Genomic DNA, 19,685 nt, shown 5'->3' on the forward strand with positions numbered 1-19,685 from the left:
ATTCGTATTCATTACTATCCCCCCTTTTATTCTATAAAATGATACTGAAATAGAAACGCTTTTATACGCTCATCCCAGAGCTTATCTGCACTTTGATCAAGAGAAAAATGTTTATAGCTTACACCGGTGCTGCAAGTAATATGATTTTCTTTAAATTGAATATTTAAGTAGCAAGCATTTATATCTTGAGATAATACAGCAGTTTTTTCGGTACTCGCTGCTAATATAATTTTGAAATAGGTAGGAGGTTTATTGCCTTGTAAGAGTTCATAGACATTTTTTCTCATCTCACGCCATTCTAAATACAGGGAATCTATAATAGTATCCTCCTTATCAAAATAATCTTTGTTGCGCCTGCCTTCTAGTACCATTTTAAAAGCAGTATGCAAAATAACTTCTCTTACCTCAAAAGTATCAAATAAATCCGATTTTAAGAGTTTTGCCATAAGTTCCTTCTTATTTGATATATCATAAGATTGCATGAACATAATCTCCTTAATTTAATAATAAACTTTTTCCATACAAAGGCCATGGGCTGGTGCGGTGGGGCCTGCAGTACTACGGGCTTCATTTTGCAAAATAATGGTTAAATCATCAGGCTGGCGTAAACCCAGGCCTACTTCAATAAGCGTTCCTGTTATAATTCTGACCATATGCTGTAAAAAACCATCTGCTTCATAATAAATCTTAATCAGATGATTGTCTTTTGTTATGCTCAGATCATATAGGGTTCTTACTGTTGATTTTTTTTTAGATTTAAGAGAGGTAAAGCTTTTAAAATCATAAGTGCCTATAAGCCTCTTGGAGGCTTCTGACATTTTTTCAACATTAAGTTCATCCGGAATATGATAAGCAAATTTAAGCATAAAAGGATCTGCAAAAAACTGATTATCAATAGTATAGCAATATTTCTTGCGGGATGAATTATAACGGGCATGAAACCTAGGTGATGCCAGTGTCAGGTTAAGTATAGCGATATCTTTAGGTAAGTATTGTGCGCAGTAGGTGAGTATATCTTCCGGGGGGAGCGGAACGGAAGTATGAAAATTACATACTTGTTCTTTGGCGTGGACGCCAGCATCTGTTCGTCCCGATCCAATAACTTGCACAGGTTCTTTAAAAAGTAAAGAAAGTACATTTTCAAGTTTACCTTGTATTGTCTTTTCAGGGTGAAGAACTTGTTTTTGAAAACCATTGAATTTCGTTCCATCATAAGCTATAAATATTTTATAATTATACATAGAAAACCTCGTTATATTAAGTATTTATTTTTTCTGTAGTAAAGTATAAGCCTATTCACAAAAGTCTATACTTTACTGAGTTAGAATATCGAATTAAAGACATTTATGCCTGTGGCAATCATTAGCAGTTTGAGTAAAATATAAGCGCTACATGTAGTATAACATATTGTTATTAGGGTGAATATAAATAAAGATAATATATTCATTGTAAGGCTAAAATAAGGGTATAGAATCAAAAAAATCTAATTAAATTATGGCGTAAGTAATAATTAAAGCAATAACCGAACATTATAGTTGTATTTGGAATAAAAGTTCGAAAAAAACATTGACCCGGGTTGATATTTGGGTTATTATGTATGTGAAGTTACGTGAATATTAAGAGGAGGGTGTATATGAATTTCTTTAAACTTAAAGAAAATAATACGACAGTTAAAACAGAAGTTATTGCAGGGATTACTACATTTATGACGATGGCATATATCTTAGCGGTTAATCCTGATATCTTATCTGCAACGGGGATGGACAAGGGTGCTTTATTTACAGCTACAGCATTAGCAGCAGCTTTTGGTACTTTATGTATGGCGGTTTTTGCAAATTATCCTTTTGCACTTGCTCCTGGTATGGGATTAAATGCTTTTTTTGCTTTTTCAGTTGTTTTGGGGATGGGGATAAGCTGGGAAGTTGCATTAACAGCTGTATTCATAGAAGGTCTTATCTTTTTAATCATGTCATTATTTAATGTGCGAGAAGCCATATTTGATGCAATTCCTACCAATCTAAAACATGCAGTGGGTGCGGGAATTGGTCTTTTTATAGCCTTTATTGGTTTTCAAAATGCTAATATTGTTATTAAGGACAATGCAACGAAAGTAGCTATGTTCGATATTAATAAAATGAATATGTTATTTGAAGGTGCACAGTTTAATTTTAATAATGTTGGAATTACAGTTGTACTTACTATAGTAGGAGTACTTGTTACAGGCATACTTATTGCTAAAAATATCAAAGGCTCAGTTCTTTGGGGGATATTAATAACTTATGGTCTTGGACTTATTTCAGAACTTGTAGGTTTATATGTGCCTTATATAGAAGGCGGTTTATACTCACTTATTCCAAATTTCTCAAATGGTTTAGCTATTCCTAGTATTGCACCAATATTCTTTAAATTTGATTTTAGCCAAATTTTAACGCCACAATTCTTTACGATTGTATTTGCATTTTTATTTGTAGATGTTTTTGATACGTTAGGGACTTTAATAGGTGTTTCTTCAAAGGCTGGATTTTTAAATAAAGAAGGTAAACTTCCAAAAGTAAAGGGAGCCTTGCTTGCTGATGCAGTTGCAACAACAGTTGGTGCAGCTCTTGGAACATCAACGACAACAACTTATGTAGAAAGTGCATCAGGGGTATCAGAAGGTGGTAAGACAGGTCTTACAGCAGTGGTAGTAGCTGTTTTGTTTACAGTTTCACTATTACTATCTCCTATCTTCTTAGCGATTCCTGCATTTGCTACAGCGCCTGCGCTTATTGTTGTTGGATTTTATATGATTGGCTCTATTAATAAGATCGATTTTAGCGAGGCCGGTGAAGGTATACCAGCGTTTTTAGCTATAGCGGGAATGGCCTTTACTTATAGTATTTCTGATGGTATAGTATTTGGTGTGGTTTCATATGTTATTATTAACTTACTTACTGCAAACTTCAAAAAACTTAACTTTATGCTTATAGTGGTTGCTGTTTTATTCTTAGGTAAGTTTTTTGCAGAAACTATATTCGTACAGTTTACAATAGCAGTTATTGTAATCGCAACTATTATTTACTATGTATTTTTCAAAAACAAGAAATAAGAAAAAATAATTTCAATTAAATAAAAGCAGCTATACAACTGGCGGATAAGTGGATTCACCACAGGGAGTATAGTTTGAATTTAGTCGACCGCCTGGGCATAACTTTAGTATAAGTTACCCAGGCGGTTTTTATTTATAAATAAACTATATTTAATTAAATTAATAGGAGGCAATAAAATGAGAGCATTAATCAGTGTGTCAGACAAAACAGGAATCGTAGCATTTTCAAAAGAATTAGCAGATCTTGGTGTTGAAATTATATCAACAGGCGGAACTTATAATACCCTTAAAAACGAAGGGATAAATGTTATAGGCATTTCTGAAATAACAGGATTTCCAGAGTGTCTGGATGGCAGAGTAAAAACATTGCATCCAGCTATTCATGCTGGACTTTTGAATATTAGAGCTAATGCGGAACACCAAAAACAAATGAAAGAACTGGGACTTGGGAATATAGATATTGTTGTTGTTAATTTATATCCATTTAAAGAAACAATACTAAAAGAAGGTGTGACACTAGAAGAAGCTATTGAAAATATAGATATAGGAGGGCCTACTATGCTTCGCTCTGCAGCTAAAAATAACCAAGATGTGGCTGTAGTAGTAGATCCTAAGGATTATGAAGTTGTATTAAACGAGCTTAGAGAGGGCAGAACAGTTTCAAAAGAAACTAAATTTTATCTGGCATCTAAAGTATTTGAACATACTGCAAACTATGATAGCATGATTGCAGATTATTTAAGAATGCAAAGAGGAGATAGGGCACTACCTGAAAAATTAACGATGACTTTTGAAAAAGTGCAAGATATGAGATATGGCGAAAATCCTCATCAGAATGCTGCTTTTTACATGGAAGTAGGAAAAACAAAAGGGACTCTAGCAAGTGCTAAACAGCTAAATGGCAAGGAGCTATCATACAATAACATTAATGATGCCAATGGTGCCTTAGAGCTCTTAAAAGAGTTCAAAGAACCAACAGTTGTTGCTGTAAAACACGCAAACCCATGTGGTGTTGCAAGTAGTGATACACTCTATAAAGCTTATCAAAAAGCATACGCAGCAGATCCAGTGTCCATTTTTGGAGGGATTGTAGTTGCCAACCGCAAGATTGATGCAGAAACTGCCCAAGAAATGGCAAAAATATTTTTGGAAATTATTATTGCACCTGCATATGATGATGAAGCGTTAGAGGTATTTAAAGCGAAAAAGAATCTACGGGTATTACAGCTTGAGGCGATAGAGTATGTTGATGCACTCACAATAGATATGAAGAAAGTGGGGGGTGGGCTTATAGTCCAGGGTAAAGATACCTTGCTTCTTAAAGAAGAGGACCTAAAAATCGTAACGGACAGAGCGCCATCAGAAAAAGAAATGCAAGATTTAATGTTTGCTTGGAAACTTGTAAAACACGTTAAATCCAATGGGATTGCACTTGCAAAGGGTGGTCAGTCAGTAGGTATGGGTGGTGGACAAACCAATAGAATATGGGCCACAAATCAAGCGATAGAGCATGGATTAGAATTTTTAGGTGAAGAGGGCGTTCGTGGAAGTGTTATGGCTTCAGATGCATTTTTCCCATACGATGATTGTGTAAAAGCAGCAGTAAAAGCAGGGGTCACAGCAATCATCCATCCAGGGGGATCGATAAGAGATGAAGATTCCATTAAAGTATGCAATGAAAATAATATTGCAATGATTTTTACAGGAATGAGACATTTTAAACATTAATAAAGATAAAAAGACAAAATCACATTTTGAATGTGATTTTGTCTTTTTATTCAATAAAATATTTAATATTTCATTGAATTGTATCAAAATAACTTTGTTTTTATTGAAAGACATGGTAAAATAAATAGGGTATTTATAAATAATTCTTAGTTGGTCGCATTACAATGAGAGAGAAGGGGGATGTATGTGGACAATGACGAGTTTATGCGTAAAATTATGCTGGAATTTAGCAGCATTAAAAACTATGAGCAAAAACGGGGGTTTCTAGAGGATCTTAACTATCATGTCGGTCAAATTAAATATTTTTATGATGAACTTACACCTAATCAGACTGGAGATCCTTCAACGACATTTTACAGGCCTAAGCAACTGCCTCAGGTTCACCAAATCGCATATTTTAATTTAACGAGGGGATTTCCAAAAGAGCTCTACGGGGGACATTGGTGTTATGTATTTAAATATTTTAAGACAAAATTTGTTATTATACCTACAACTTCGGTAAAACCAGATTCTTTGGAGGCTGATAGAGAATTTCAAATGGATATAGAAGTTAAAGATTTTGCAAATAGTTTTATCACAAGGCTTCAAGTAGGAGATATGAGGACTGTTGATATTCAAAGATTGTATCCTGCCAAAGGTTTTTATGATGTTATAACAGATAGAGAAAAAATAGTAAAAAATATTAAACGTATGCTATTAGAATAATCATAATATAAAAAGATGCTCTAATTATTTTAGCTATTGAAATATTTAATAGTTAGTAAAACAGCTGCTGGAGTAGAGCAGCTGTTTTTTTATAAATTTTAACAAAATTGATGATTTATACATTAAAAGTTTGATATGTGGTGCATTACAATGTATAATATACAAAATAAGAATGTTTTACAAGAAAGCGTGCAAAAAGCGCACGCGCTTGTGAAATAGTGAAGTTTGGTCCCTTGCAAGCAAGACGAACTTTCCTATTTCATTATAAAAAGGAGGATTAAGCTTGGATAAGAATATTATTATTTTAATGACCTTTGCTTTGTATCTGGCGATGATGCTTGGTATAGGATGGTATTTCTATTTTAAAACCAAGAATTTATCAGACTATATTTTAGGCGGTAGGAAACTAGGGAAATGGGTGACTTCATTAAGTGCACAAGCATCTGATATGAGTGGATGGCTACTTATGGGACTTCCGGGTGCGGCTTATGTAAGTGGTGTATCAGGTGCGGCTTGGATTGCTATTGGACTTGCTGTTGGAACTTATTTAAACTGGAAGATTGTAGCAAAAAAATTACGTGTAAGTACACAGAAGTATAATGATTCAATTACACTTTCATCTTATTTTGAAAATAGATTTGAAGATAATTCAAAAATCATCAGGATAGCATCGTCATTATTTATACTTATATTTTTCTTGGTGTATACGGCATCAGGATTTGTAGCGGGAGGAAAGCTACTTAATAGTGTATTTGGGATCAACTATAAATGGGCAGTTATCATAGGAACAATTGTTATTATTTCTTATACATTTTTAGGAGGCTTTTTAGCTGTATGCTGGACAGATCTTATACAAGGTGTATTAATGTTTTTTGCAATAATCATACTTCCGGTTATGGTTATTACAGCAAATGGAGGTATTGATAATATTTCTCCATCTATACAACAGGGGTTTTTAAACTTCTGGGATATGGAGATACTATCAGGCGGAACGAATTCAATGTCTATTGCAGTAGTCAGTGTAATATCATCACTCGCGTGGGGTCTTGGCTATTTTGGACAGCCTCATATTTTAACACGTTTTATGGCAGTAAGAGATCCAGAAGAGATTAAACGTTCAAGAGTTATTGCGATAAGCTGGGTTATTATTTCTCTAACAGGTGCTGTTGTGATAGGGATAGTTGGAAGTGCTGTTTTTGCTAAGGATGTTGTGGTAGATAAAGAGCATATCTTTATTATGCTTGTAAAAGACTATTCACCGGTTCTTCTTGCAGGAGTCTTGTTATCTGCTATTCTTGCGGCTATTATGAGTACAGCAGATTCACAGCTTTTAGTGACAGCATCGGCTATCTCAGAAGATTTTTATAGAGGGGTTATTAAACCTAAAGCAACTGAAAAAGAACTTATTTGGATAAGCCGTTTAACAGTAGTAGTTGTAGCCATTATTGCACTTATTATTGCTCTTAATCCAAATAATCAAGTATTAGATCTTGTTTCTTATGCTTGGGCAGGCTTTGGAGCGACCTTTGGACCAGTTATATTAATGGCTTTATTTTGGAAGGGTACTAATAAATATGGAGCAGCTGTAGGGATGATACTTGGAGGAATTACAACAATCATATGGCCAATATTTAAAAACATTGAGACATTAAAAGGTATTGCACTGTTTCAGCTCTATGAAATCGTACCAGGTTTTATAGTTGCTATAGTAAGTATTTATATAGTGAGTAGATTAAATACTAAGGAAACAGAAAAAATGAAGAAAAAAGTTGAATCTATAGGCTTATAAAAGATTACAGGCGTATAGCCTGTATAACTACCAGCAAATATGGAGGAGTTACTGATGATCAGGACAACTATTGTAGGATATGGAGAAATAAGTGTGAAACTAATAGAAACTTATATCTATCGGTTAGATAATCATTTATCAACTTATTATCCAGCGATTTCTTGGAATATTCATAATGCTGTGCTAAAAGGGACAACGACCAAAGAAATGCTAAGATATCTAACAGATAAAGTATTGGTGTATAATCCTAATATAGTTTTTATAAATCTTTCATCTAATGACAGCTGCAGTATTTCAAATAACTTAATTAGTCTTACACAGTTTGAAGAGAATCTGCAGGAAATCATTACATCCATACGTGCACACAATAACAGAACTGGATTAAATGGCTGTATACCGATTCCTTTGTTAATTACGCCGGCTCCAGTTAATGAAGCGCTTACAGGAACCTCCAGAACAAATAATAGACTTAAGCAATATGTTTATGTCATAAAAGAGATAGCTAGGAACTATAATTGTCCGCTTATTGATCTATTTCATATTATGAGCACAAAAGGAGATTATATGGAATACATAGGGGACGATGGCTATTCTATTAGTCAAAAAGGACATGATTTGTTATATGATTTAGTATTTATAGAACTTACTAAACTTATTAATTATCAAGGTGTACTGAAGGATAGAGATATAGTACGAGAAGATGAATTTAGAAATTAAAAAGGAGCCTCTTATCAAATGGATAAGAGGCTCCTTTTACCAGGTCATTTATGATGTATCATAAAGTCTATCATATATGTAATAGTATTTGCATCTATTATTTTATAAATAATGACATCATATACATTGTTCTGATCTAAAATATGATCAGAGTAGGTCGTAAAGGATAGTGAGTCTACACGGCCAGTTTTTATAGGTACGACAGGTGAAAAATATAAATCATCTTTGAGGTCGTATTGATCGCGATAATATTGGTAAAGCATTCTCATTAAAGTTGCATCTAAGGATTTAGAAACATCTATCTTTAAATTACTGTCACTAGGCATATAGGCTGCCCAGATACAATTATAAGTTAGAGAATCCTCACCAATTTGAGCAGTAAACTGCGTGTGATCGACGCTTACTTTAAGGGGCATGAAGGTTAAGCCTGAAACACTAGGCGTAGATGATAAAACATCTATTTCTCTAAAGGCAACTTGAAGTGACTTGCCTTTTAGAAGATCAGAGCTCATGATATCAAGTAAATAATCTTTATCTGTATTATCAATAAAGCTGATATAAGAATCATTCTTCTTTGCTTCTTGGAGCAAAATATTTCCTTTATTTTCTGGAACAAGCATTTTAATAGCAGCAGATAAATTGATAATTTTACTATCAAAGAATATATGATCTTTATAGGAATCACTTGTTCTTGCATAAGGCGAAATGGGAACAATCGCTAAGTGCTTCTCTTTTTCATCCACATGATAAGGATATTCAACAGTATCTAAAATATTAATAGGCAGATAGACTTGGCCGCCTTGCATAAGAGGCATATGAACAAGTATCGTTGGTTTATGATTAATGCGAACGATACGTTCATTCGGACTAAAGTCTATTGTATGATTTTGGATACTCATCGTATAAGTATTTGGACTGTCTGATGTTATCTTGCTATATGTAAGAGATGCAAGGTCGCTTGTAGATAGATAAAGCGTGTTGTTAAGCTGATAAACAGCATATTGAGGCATATAAGCTAGTCCATTTAAGCTAATTGAATACATTGTATTGCCATACGCCGTATTAGCATATGCAGGATAAGCTATAAGCCATAAAAATAAAAGCATAACGAATAATTTATTTTTCATGGGGCACCACCTTTCAGTTTATAGTATAGCATGATGATTTGATTTGGTAAAGATGCCCACATTTAACAGTTAAATGTCTCAAAAAAGCTAATAATTGTACAATTATCTTAAAAATCTGTCATTGGAATAGATTATTCGCGTGTTGTAATCTCGTGAAGTAGTTCGTAAAAATTAGGAAAAGAGATTTTTACACAGTCAGCATTATAGATAGCAGAAGATGATGAAGCATTGCAGGCGGCAATAGCTAGAGACATAGCAATTCTATGATCATCAAAGCTATTAAGTTCGGCACCATGTAATGCCTTTATACCATTTACAATAAGACCATCTTCAGTAGGTGTAATGTCTGCGCCCATTTTACTAAGCTCACTATGAAGTGCAGCAATACGGTTAGATTCTTTGACCTTAAGTTCAGCGGCATCTTGGATAACTGTCTTACCTTCAGCTAAACAAGCTGCAACTGCCAAAATTGGGATTTCATCTATGAGTGTAGGAATAATACTTCCGCCGATGGTTGTACCGTGAAGTTTAGAGGATCTCACCCGTAGATCACACACTGGTTCCCCGCAAACTATTTTTTCATTAAAAACAGTGATATCTCCGCCCATTTGCAGTAAAACATCAAGAATACCTTTTCGTGTAGGGTTAATACCAACATTTTTAATCGTAATATCTGAATCTGGTGTAATAAGGCCGGCCACCATGAAAAAGGCCGCAGAGGAGATATCACCGGGAACGGTAATATCAGTGGCATAAAGCTCTTCGCATGGCACCACGGTAACAGCAGTATCTTGTCTTGTTAAAGTGGCCCCAAAAGCCCCAAGCATTCGCTCAGTATGGTCACGGGAAACAGAAGGCTCTACTACAGTTGTAGGAGAAGAACCATAGAGTCCTGCCAGTAAAAGACAAGATTTAACTTGTGCACTAGCTACTGGAGAATGATAAGTAATCCCGGTTAACTTACTTGGCTTAATATGAATCGGACAAAAGTTATCTTTTGCAGCATTAAGGTCAGCACCCATTTGTCTAAGTGGCTCAATGACACGTTTCATCGGACGTTTTTGGATAGAGGCATCACCGGTAAGTGCCACGTCAAAATTTTGTGCAGCCAAGATACCAGATAATAATCTAACAGTAGTACCGCTATTGCCACAGTCTAATAAATCATTAGGGGCAGAAAGTCCGTGCATCCCCTTGCCATGAACAACTACAGTTGTACCATCAATTGAAATAGGTATACCGAGTGCTCTAAAACACTGTATAGTCGATAAACAGTCATCACCCATTAAAAAGTTATAAATAGTTGTTGTCCCTAGGGCAAGACTGCCAAACATTACACTTCTGTGAGAAATAGATTTATCAGAAGGAATATTGATTATGCCCCGTAAGCTAGAGATTGGATTAATGTTCATAAAATAGCTCCTTTAGTAATAAATATTGTATTTATGCTGAGAAAGAATTTCGGTAGCGCGCAGCATAGAAGATTTGCTTTCAAAAACTATTTTGATGACACCTGATTCGAATTCGCGGTCATTTACAATACCGATATTTTTAATGTTAAGATGATTTGCACTAAGCAGCGTGGCAATAGAGGCAATAATACCTGGTTCATCTTTTACATCTATGTGAAGTGCATAGCTTTTAGCAACATCATTAGAAGCGCCTTCACTAAAAGTATTACGATAAATTCTAGCTGTATCAAAGAAACAATACAAAAGATTTTCGTCTTCAAGATCAAGTGCCTCAGAGAATTTGCTAAGTATAGAGACATATTTATTAAAGACTTTTTTGATTTGCTGTTTATTAGATAAACAGATACTTGTCCAAATATCAGGATTTGAAGATGCAATACGTGTAATATCTTTAAAACCGCCCGCTGCCAGTGCGTGTAAATGTCTGCTGTCGCCGTCATTATCTTTTACCAGATGCACTAAACTACTTGCAACTATATGCGGAATATGACTAATATTAGCTGTGGCAAAGTCGTGATAAGAGGCAGATAAAACAAGCGGGATAGCACCGATCCTTTCAATCATCTTTTGTAGAATAAATAAAATGAATTCCGGTGTATCTCCCATTGGTGTCAGCATATAGTAAGCATTTTCAAAAAGGTAAGGGGTAGAGGCACCATAACCAGATTTTTCTGAGCCAGCCATAGGGTGTCCGCCTACATAATAAATACGTTTGGTTGTTTGTTTTATCAGCTTATCAATTTCACAAACAAGATTATATTTGGTACTTCCTACATCCGTTATAATACAATCATTTGCAACATGGGGCAGCAACTTTTCAATTGTTTGACAGGTATAGGAAACTGGCGTACATATAAATATAACAGCGCAATTAGAAAAAGAACGCTCTGTATCCATTGCAATACTATCTATGACACCTTCTTCGTAAGCTGCTTTCGTATAAGTCAGCTGCTTATCATAACCAATAATATAACTGTTTTGAGCATGAACTTTTTTAATCGCTTTGGCAAGTGATCCCCCGATTAAACCAAAGCCAATAATGCCTATATTCATAATAAAGTTCTATTACATGCAGCTGCTATAATTTTAAGTTCTTCCATAAGGGTTTTAAACTCTTGGGGATCAAGAGACTGTGGGCCGTCAGAAAGTGCTTCTTTAGGATTTGGATGAACTTCTATCATTAGTCCATCTGCACCTGCAGCAATTGCTGCTTTAGAAAGACTGGCGATATATTCCTTTTTACCGCAGGCATGACTTGGGTCAACAATAATGGGAAGATGACTTTTAGACTTAATAACTGGAACGGCGCTAATATCCATCGTATTACGGGTAGCAGTTTCAAAAGTACGTATACCACGTTCACACAAAATAACATTAGGATTCCCTTCGCTCATAATATATTCAGCTGCATTGAGCCATTCTTCAATTGTTGCTGAGAGTCCGCGCTTTAAAAGTACAGGAATCTTAGTTTTTCCTGCAGCTTTTAAAAGTTCAAAATTCTGCATATTTCTAGCACCTATCTGTAGCATGTCTACATAGTTCGCAGCGGTATTTACGGCTTGAATACTCGTTACTTCACAGACTATAGAAAGACCAGTTTTAGCTTTAGCTTCCTGCATAAATTGAAGGCCTTCTTCTTCAAGTCCTTGGAAAGAGTAAGGTGAAGTACGAGGTTTGTAAGCACCGCCACGAAGAATAGCAGCTCCTCCGCCAAGGACAGCATCAGCAGACTCAAAAAGCTGTTCTTTGCTTTCAACGGCACAAGGACCAGCCATAATAACAAGTTCTTTGCCGCCGATTTTACAATTAGGCATCTCTATAATAGTAGGATCTGGATGAAATTTTTTATTAGCAAGTTTATAAGATTCAGTAACAGCAACAATTTTATCTACGCCTGAAAGTGAATTGATTACGTCACTATTAAGCTTTGATTTATCACCAACTACACCAACAACTGTTACTTCGGAGCCTTCAGATACATTAACCATTAAGCCGAATTTAGTGACTTCTTTAGTTACTTGTGCAATGTCTTCTTGAGACGCTTTATGTTTCATTACGATAATCATTTAATAATCCTCCTAAAAAATTTATATTAATAAAAAATGAGTTGAGCATGCGTGTTAAAATAGTTATAAATATACATTTTAATATATTTTTTCTCATTTATTGTACACCGAGCATTTTAAACATGTCAATCAATTAACTTGTTGGTGTATAGTATACGCATAAAAAAAGAAAATTCTCCCACATTTATAAAAATAATGGGAGAATAAGTGTTTTTATCTAGTAAAGTAACCTTTTTGATGTAAATGGGTAATATCACAGTAAAGCGGTATACCATTTCTATAAACAAGTTCAGGTTCTCCTTGTATAAGTGGTCTTAAATAATCCGTCAAATCATCGGTAACATTATTATAATCTTTAGAAATCCATTCAAGAGGAATGCTTTTTTCCTTATTAGCTACTTTAGCAATATCTGCGTCAAAGACTTCGATAGTATAAGGCGTATTACTTATTCTTCTATAACATAACATTTTAGCAGTTTGACCGCTTGCACCTAGTTTGGCAGCTTTTTGACCTATAAGAACAGCTTCATTTAAATCTGCTGCAGAAGCACAGTGCGAGGCGGAGCGCTGAAGGACATTAAGTTCGACAGAGCGTACTTTGCAATTCAATGTAGATTTCAATAAGTTTTCTAAGGTTTTGCCAACCCCACAAAGTTGTTTATGCCCAAAGGCGTCTGCTGCTGAACTAGACGCTGAGATATAGTTGCCATCTTTAGCTTTTATGCCTTCTGAAACAGCTATAATAATATTTTTGCGTACTTCTTGAAGTTTTTTCACATCTTCTATAAATTGGTCTGCATCAAAAGGCACCTCAGGAAGATAAATTAGGTCTGGTGCAGGACTGTAATGGGTACGGGCAAGCACAGCGGAAGCTGTCAGCCACCCGGCGTTACGCCCCATTATTTCTACAATGGTTACAGAAGGTACATCGTAAATGTAAGTGTCATGAGCGATTTCTAGTAAAGAGGTAGCTACAAATTTTGCAGCACTACCAAAACCAGGCGTGTGATCTGTCATAGGCAGGTCGTTATCTATTGTTTTAGGGATGCCTATCACATTAACAGCTTTATTATGAGCTTTGGCGTAAGATGACAATTTAAGAACAGTATCCATAGAATCATTGCCACCTATATAGAAAAATGTCTTAATATCATGAGCCTCAAAAAAATCAAACAAAGAAGTATAAATAGTTTCTGCATCCTCACAACTAGGGAGTTTAAAACGACAAGAACCTAAAAACATAGCAGGCGTGATTGTCAGTGTATCGCACTTTTCTTGTGTATCAAAAAGAGAAGATAAGTTAAGGTATTTATTTTGTAAAAGTCCTTCAATACCATTTACCATGCCATAGACTGTATCATAAAGATTTGAAGCTAGGATTTCCTGCAGAATACCACTAAGGGAAGCATTGATTGCAGCAGTAGGCCCTCCAGATTGGCCGATAATACAATTATTGTTTTTTTTCATAAGGTTAAGCTCCTTTCGTTATCCGCTTATATTAAGCTTATCATAGCAAAAGAATTAAATGAGGTCAATCGACAAAATAAGATTTTAAGTGAGGTGTTTAAAGGTTTGACTTGACAAAGCACTAATGTATAGTAAAATATATGATAGAATGTCATAATTTAAAAGGCTATGAAGATGCATAGTAGAAAAATTATATCCTTAATAGAGAGAAGGTATCATTGGCTGTAAGTACCTTAGGTTCTATAATTTTTTGAAATTCACATCTGAGCTTTATTTCTGAATTTGGAGTAGGAAATAACGGTTGCTACGTTAAAGCTTATGAGTGTTTATACGTGTATATTATAGGACACATATGTATAAAAATCAGGGTGGTATCGCGGAGAGTTGCTTCGTCCCTTTTATAGGGGCGGAGCTTTTTTATTTAAAAAACACTTTATCATTTTTATAATCAGAAAGGAGTAATCTCAATGAAAGAACAACTAGAGCAAATTAAAGTGAGTGCCATAGAGCGTATAGAACAGGTAGATAGCTTAAGTGCACTTGAAGAACTGAGAGTATACTATCTTGGGAAGAAAGGTGAACTTACAGCAGTTCTGCGTAATATGAAAGACCTAAGTGCCGAGGAGAGACCTGTTATTGGACAACTTGCTAATATTGTAAGAGAAGAAATTGAAAAGCGTCTTGTTCTTAAAAAAGGCTTGTTAGAAAACTTAGAACAAAATCAAAAACTGCATGAAGAAACAATAGATATTACTATGCCAGGAAAAGTATTAAGTTATGGGCATATGCACCCATTGCAGAAGACACTCGAAGAAATTCAAAATATTTTCTTAGGCATGGGTTATGAAATAATAGATGGACGAGAGGTAGAAACCTCTTATTATAACTTTGATGCTCTTAACTTAGGCGAAGAACATCCTGCACGTGATGAACAAGATACTTTTTATATTACAAATAATATCGTATTAAGAACAGCTACCTCTCCAGTACAAGTGCATACCATGGAAACACAAGGACTTCCTATTCGTATGATTGCACCAGGGCGCGTTTATCGCTCAGATGAAGTAGATGCGACACACTCACCAGTATTTCATCAAATAGAAGGATTAGTTATCGATAAAAACATAACTTTTGGAGATCTAAAAGGCGTTTTAGCAGAATTTGCAAAGGCGCTTTTTGGAGATAAAGTACAAGTGAAATTCAGACCGCATTATTTTCCGTTTACAGAGCCTAGTGCTGAAGCAGATGTAAGTTGCGTAATGTGTGGGGGTAAAGGCTGTAATGTGTGCAAAGGAACTGGTTGGATAGAGGTTTTAGGTTGTGGGATGGTACACCCAAAAGTACTTGAGATGGCAGGCATTGATCCAAATGAATACTCGGGATTTGCATTTGGTATGGGTCTTGAACGTCTAACAATGCTTAAATATAATATCAATGATTTAAGACTATTCTATGAAAATGATATACGTTTCCTATCACAATTCTAGGACAAAGGAAAGGAGAAAATAAAATGAATGTACCAATGTCATGGCTTAAACAATATGTAGATATAGATGTAGATCTTAAGACTTTTGAAGATCGGATGACGATGTCTGGATCAAAAGTTGAAGCAGTAGAAGAAAGCGGTAAAGAGATTACAAAGGTAGTAGCAGGTAAAATCTTAGAAGTAAGTGCGCATCCCAACGCAGATAAGCTGCGTATTATGCAAGTTGATGTAGGAGGAGAAAGACCACTTCAGATTGTAACTGCGGCTGACAATGTAGGTCTTGGGGATATCGTTCCTGTTGCACTGGATGGTGCGACGCTTGCCGGGGGACTTAAAATTAAAGCAGGCAAATTAAGAGGAGAACGCTCAGAAGGAATGTTTTGTTCTGTAGAAGAACTTGGTTTTGATGAGAAAGATATAGAAGACGCACCACATAATGGTGTTTATATCTTTAAAACGCCTATAGAAATAGGAATGGATGTCAAACCTTACTTTGGTCTAGGAGAAGTTGTAGTAGAATATGAGGTGACATCTAACAGATCAGATTGTTTTAGTATCCTTGGCATTGCAAGAGAGGCGGCTGCAACTTTTAATAAGCCTTTTAAGTTTCCGGAAATTACGGTAAAAGAAGTACCTGGAGATGCAAAGAGTATGGCTACAGTCGAGATCAAAAACGATGTGCTATGTCCTAGATATGCAGCAAGGATCATAAAAAATGTAAAAGTAGGTTCATCTCCTAAATGGCTAAAGGACAGGCTTTTATCAGCAGGACTAAGACCGATCAATAATATTGTAGATATTACAAATTATATGCTTCTTGAATTTGGACAACCTATGCATGCTTTTGATTATGATAAGCTTGCAGGTCACAGCATCATTGTAAGAACAGCAAATGATGGTGAAAAGATAACCACACTTTTTGGGGATGAGCTCACATTAGATGCATCGATGCTGGTTATTGCAGATCAGGAAAAGGCAGTTGCTATAGCGGGCGTAATGGGTGGAGAAGATACAAAAGTTACAGAAGAGACAACGACTATTTTATTTGAATGTGCGAATTTCAGTGGTTATAGTATTCGTCAAACATCAAAAAAACTTGGACTTAGAAGCGATTCTTCTACTAAATACACAAAAGGACTTGACCCTAACACGATTACATTAGCCCTAGAAAGAGCAGCACAGCTTATTGGTGAAGTTGGCGCTGGAGAAGTTGTAAGCGGTATTATTGATGTTTATCCAAATGTTAGAAAACCTCTTACTATTGCCTATAACCCGGATTGGATCAATAAGTTTCTAGGTACAAGTCTATCTGAGGAGGAAATGACAGGTTATTTTAGGGTACTAGAGTTTAAAGTAAATACAGAAACTAAAGAAGTTACAATTCCAACCTTTAGACCTGATGTGACGATGATGGCTGATTTGGCAGAAGAAGTAGCGAGGCTATATGGCTACGACCGCATTACGCCTACTCTAGAAAGAGGCAAACCAACTATAGGGCGCAAAAACTTTGAACAAACCGTATGTGACGATATCAGGAACTTTATGAGTATGTATGGTATTCATGGGGCATTAACTTATACCTTTGAAAGTCCAAAAGTGTTTGATAAGCTAAACATTAATGAAATGAGCAGTCTGAGAAACACTTTAAAGATCACCAATCCTTTAGGGGAAGATTTTAGTATTATGAGAACAACCACATTAAATGGTATTCTAAGCTCGCTTGCGACCAACTACAATCGAAGAGTAGAAGAAGCAGCACTTTATGAAATAGGAAAGATTTATCTGATACAAGAAACAAATGAATTACCAGAAGAAATCAAAAAGCTTACGATAGGTATGTATGGTAAAGATACAGATTTCTTTACGCTTAAGGGTGTTATTGAGTCTTTATTGAAAAAACTCCATATTACAAATAGTGAGGTTATTAGAAATACTGAACTTGAATTTATGCACCCAGGAAGATGTGCAAGCCTTGTAATAGGCGGTAAAGAGACAGGGTTCTTTGGAGAGATACATCCACAAACCGCAAAAAATTATGAATTAGATGTTAAAACTTATGTTGCAGAAATAGATCTTAGTGCATTGCTTGAAAATATTAATCAAGATATTACTTTTAAACCACTTCCTAAATATCCATCTACCACAAGAGATATTGCGATGCTTGTTAAAGAAGAGATATTAGTAGGTACTATTGAAAAAACGATTAAAGAACGTGGCAGTAAACTGCTTGAAAATGTAAAACTTTTCGATGTTTATCAAGGTAAACAAATAGAAGAGGGCTATAAATCAGTAGCTTATAAACTCATTTTTAGAGCAGAAGACAGAACTTTAACAGATGAAGAAGTTCAAAAAGTTATGAAAAAAATCCTGACCGGACTTGAAACAAACTGTGAAGCCAAACTAAGAGATTAGCCCAAAAGATATCAGTCAACAGACTGATATCTTTTAATTTCTATACATACAAATTCTTTGTTTAGGTGTATAATATGTATATTGTTGTAAGGGAGAAAACAATATACATTTCACATCTTTAAATTTTAGTTATCATAATAATACGTGATGTGAAATCATACTGAGTAACAACATAATCGTAATGAATAACTTAAAGTTATATATTGTTTCTCTATAATAATATAAGTAAATATAAAAGGAGAGAAATGAATGATTAATTTCACTTATTATAATCCAGCTAAGATTATCTTTGGACGTAATACAGAGCAAGAAGTAAGTGTTGAAGTGGCAAAGTATGGTAAAAAAGTACTTTTACATTATGGTGGAGGAACGATTAAAAAGATAGGTGTATATGATAAGGTAGTTAATGCCCTAAAAGCCCAAGGGATTGAATTTATTGAACTCGGCGGTGTTATGCCTAATCCTAAACTTTCTCTTATTCAAGAAGGTATTAAGCTTTGCCGCGAACACCAAGTTGACTTTATTTTAGCTGTTGGCGGTGGCAGTACTATTGACTCCGCTAAAGCGATAGCTGTAGGGGTGCCGTATGAAGGCGATGTATGGGATTTCTATATGAATGGGATGCAGGCAAAAGAAGCACTTCCAATAGGGGTTATATTGACTATTCCGGCTGCAGGTTCAGAGTCATCAGACAGCTCAGTTGTGACTAAAGAAGAAGGCGAATTAAAAAGATATTATGGTACACATCTTATGATTCCAAAATTTGCAATACTTAATCCAGAGACCACATGTTATTTGCCAGACTATCAAACAGCTTGCGGTGCGTCAGATATTATTGCCCATTTAATGGAAAGATATTTTACCCAAGTTGACCATGTGGATTTTACAGATCGTATGATAGAAGCCACCCTAAAGACAATGTTCAGTTATGCGCCGCTTGCTCTATTAGAGCCTCAAAATTATGATTACCGTGCAGAAATCATGTGGGCAGGAACGATTGCACATAATAACCTTTTGAATACAGGTAGAATTGGAGATTGGGCATCTCATGATATTGAACACGAAATAAGCGGCATTTATGATATAGCACACGGGGCAGGGCTTTCAATTGTTTTTCCTGCTTGGATGAAATACGTTTATAACGAAAATCAAGATAGATTCGTGCAGTTTGCAACCAGAGTAATGAATGTAGACTTTGCTATGGATCAAAAAGAGATGATTATTGAAGAAGGTATAAGAAGATTAGAATCTTTTTATGTTAAGCTCGGCCTTCCAGTGAGATTATCAGATATAGATATTCATGAAGATAGACTTCAAGAAATGGCAGATAAAACTGTTCTTGGAAGAGGAACAGTTGGGAATTTTAAAAAACTTACAGCAGACGATGTGTATGAAATACTTAAATTAGCACTATAAAAGTGTATATAGATTTCACAGCTTTAAATTTTAGTTATGCACAGTAATATGTGATGTGAAATCATTCTGAAAAACAACATTATAGTAATGAATAACGTGGCCTTATATGTTGTTTCTCTATATAAAAGCAGTAAGGAAGCAACTTTCTTACTGCTTTTTAGAAAATAGAGGTATTTTAGAGAGGATACTTCATTAAACATTTAGGAGAAAGG

15 protein-coding genes, 1 riboswitch and 1 other annotated feature are annotated in these 19,685 nt (G+C 35.2%); of the genes, 8 read left to right on the plus strand and 7 right to left on the minus strand.

Features of this window, described 5'->3' with window-relative positions; genetic code table 11:
• Positions 1-26: 26 nt before the first annotated feature.
• Together BN3326_RS01250 and truA are read right to left on the minus strand one after the other, a co-directional pair.
• The gene (locus tag BN3326_RS01250) at positions 27-482 is read right to left on the minus strand and encodes a DUF5721 family protein (RefSeq protein WP_069997304.1); all 456 of its coding nucleotides are present in this window, start codon (positions 480-482) and stop codon (positions 27-29) included.
• Between the two features lie 18 nt (positions 483-500).
• On the minus strand, positions 501-1,241 hold the full coding sequence (gene truA / locus BN3326_RS01255) for a tRNA pseudouridine(38-40) synthase TruA (RefSeq protein WP_069997305.1): 741 nt from the start codon (positions 1,239-1,241) through the stop codon (positions 501-503).
• A 386-nt stretch (positions 1,242-1,627) separates the two neighbouring features.
• Here truA and BN3326_RS01260 point away from each other — a divergent pair, with 386 nt between their 5' ends.
• The 5 genes from BN3326_RS01260 to BN3326_RS01280 all read left to right on the plus strand — a co-directional run bounded on the left by BN3326_RS01260 (position 1,628) and on the right by BN3326_RS01280 (position 8,027).
• Positions 1,628-3,088, plus strand: a complete 1,461-nt coding sequence (locus tag BN3326_RS01260; RefSeq protein ID WP_442857194.1) for an NCS2 family permease — start codon at positions 1,628-1,630, stop codon at positions 3,086-3,088.
• Between the two features lie 24 nt (positions 3,089-3,112).
• Positions 3,113-3,193: riboswitch (ZMP/ZTP riboswitch) on the plus strand.
• A 72-nt stretch (positions 3,194-3,265) separates the two neighbouring features.
• A complete protein-coding gene (gene purH, locus BN3326_RS01265) occupies positions 3,266-4,816 on the plus strand; it encodes a bifunctional phosphoribosylaminoimidazolecarboxamide formyltransferase/IMP cyclohydrolase (RefSeq protein WP_069997307.1) in 1,551 nt (516 codons plus the stop codon).
• Between the two features lie 186 nt (positions 4,817-5,002).
• Positions 5,003-5,521 (plus strand): hypothetical protein, encoded by a 519-nt coding sequence (locus BN3326_RS01270; protein WP_083258447.1) that lies wholly within the window; start codon positions 5,003-5,005, stop codon positions 5,519-5,521.
• 283 nt (positions 5,522-5,804) lie between these two features.
• Positions 5,805-7,310, plus strand: a complete 1,506-nt coding sequence (gene putP / locus BN3326_RS01275; RefSeq protein ID WP_069997308.1) for a sodium/proline symporter PutP — start codon at positions 5,805-5,807, stop codon at positions 7,308-7,310.
• Positions 7,311-7,364: 54 nt separating this feature from the next.
• Positions 7,365-8,027: an SGNH/GDSL hydrolase family protein gene (locus tag BN3326_RS01280; RefSeq protein ID WP_069997309.1), complete on the plus strand. Its 663-nt coding sequence runs from the start codon at positions 7,365-7,367 to the stop codon at positions 8,025-8,027.
• Positions 8,028-8,071: 44 nt separating this feature from the next.
• On the opposite strand, the gene BN3326_RS01285 is transcribed toward BN3326_RS01280, so the two are convergent.
• The 5 genes from BN3326_RS01285 to BN3326_RS01305 form a co-directional block, all read right to left on the minus strand.
• A complete protein-coding gene (locus BN3326_RS01285; protein ID WP_069997310.1) occupies positions 8,072-9,154 on the minus strand; it encodes a hypothetical protein in 1,083 nt (360 codons plus the stop codon).
• Between the two features lie 131 nt (positions 9,155-9,285).
• Complete coding sequence (gene aroA / locus BN3326_RS01290; protein ID WP_069997311.1) at positions 9,286-10,566, minus strand: 3-phosphoshikimate 1-carboxyvinyltransferase; 1,281 nt, start codon at positions 10,564-10,566, stop codon at positions 9,286-9,288.
• 12 nt (positions 10,567-10,578) lie between these two features.
• Entirely contained in the window at positions 10,579-11,679 is a 1,101-nt protein-coding gene (locus BN3326_RS01295) for a prephenate dehydrogenase/arogenate dehydrogenase family protein (RefSeq protein WP_069997312.1), read from the minus strand.
• A complete protein-coding gene (aroF, locus tag BN3326_RS01300) occupies positions 11,676-12,692 on the minus strand; it encodes a 3-deoxy-7-phosphoheptulonate synthase (protein WP_069997313.1) in 1,017 nt (338 codons plus the stop codon). Before aroF ends, BN3326_RS01295 begins: the two co-directional genes overlap by 4 nt.
• Positions 12,693-12,905: 213 nt before the next feature.
• A complete protein-coding gene (locus BN3326_RS01305; protein ID WP_069997314.1) occupies positions 12,906-14,159 on the minus strand; it encodes a 6-phosphofructokinase in 1,254 nt (417 codons plus the stop codon).
• Between the two features lie 159 nt (positions 14,160-14,318).
• Positions 14,319-14,559 (plus strand) — a binding site (T-box leader).
• A gap of 67 nt (positions 14,560-14,626) precedes the next feature.
• On the opposite strand from BN3326_RS01305, the gene pheS reads away from it, so the two are divergent.
• The 3 genes from pheS to BN3326_RS01320 all read left to right on the plus strand — a co-directional run bounded on the left by pheS (position 14,627) and on the right by BN3326_RS01320 (position 19,473).
• Positions 14,627-15,646, plus strand: coding sequence for a phenylalanine--tRNA ligase subunit alpha (pheS, locus tag BN3326_RS01310; RefSeq protein ID WP_069997315.1), 1,020 nt, complete (start codon positions 14,627-14,629; stop codon positions 15,644-15,646).
• Positions 15,647-15,669: 23 nt separating this feature from the next.
• Positions 15,670-18,057 carry a phenylalanine--tRNA ligase subunit beta gene (gene pheT, locus BN3326_RS01315; protein ID WP_069997316.1) on the plus strand — a complete coding sequence of 796 codons (2,388 nt, stop codon included), beginning with the start codon at positions 15,670-15,672 and terminating at the stop codon, positions 18,055-18,057.
• 249 nt (positions 18,058-18,306) lie between these two features.
• Positions 18,307-19,473 (plus strand): iron-containing alcohol dehydrogenase, encoded by a 1,167-nt coding sequence (locus tag BN3326_RS01320; RefSeq protein ID WP_069997317.1) that lies wholly within the window; start codon positions 18,307-18,309, stop codon positions 19,471-19,473.
• Positions 19,474-19,685 lie beyond the last annotated feature (212 nt).

Origin of the sequence: Cellulosilyticum sp. I15G10I2 (assembly GCF_900095725.1) — a bacterium.
In the GTDB taxonomy this organism is placed as follows: domain Bacteria; phylum Bacillota; class Clostridia; order Lachnospirales; family Cellulosilyticaceae; genus FMMP01.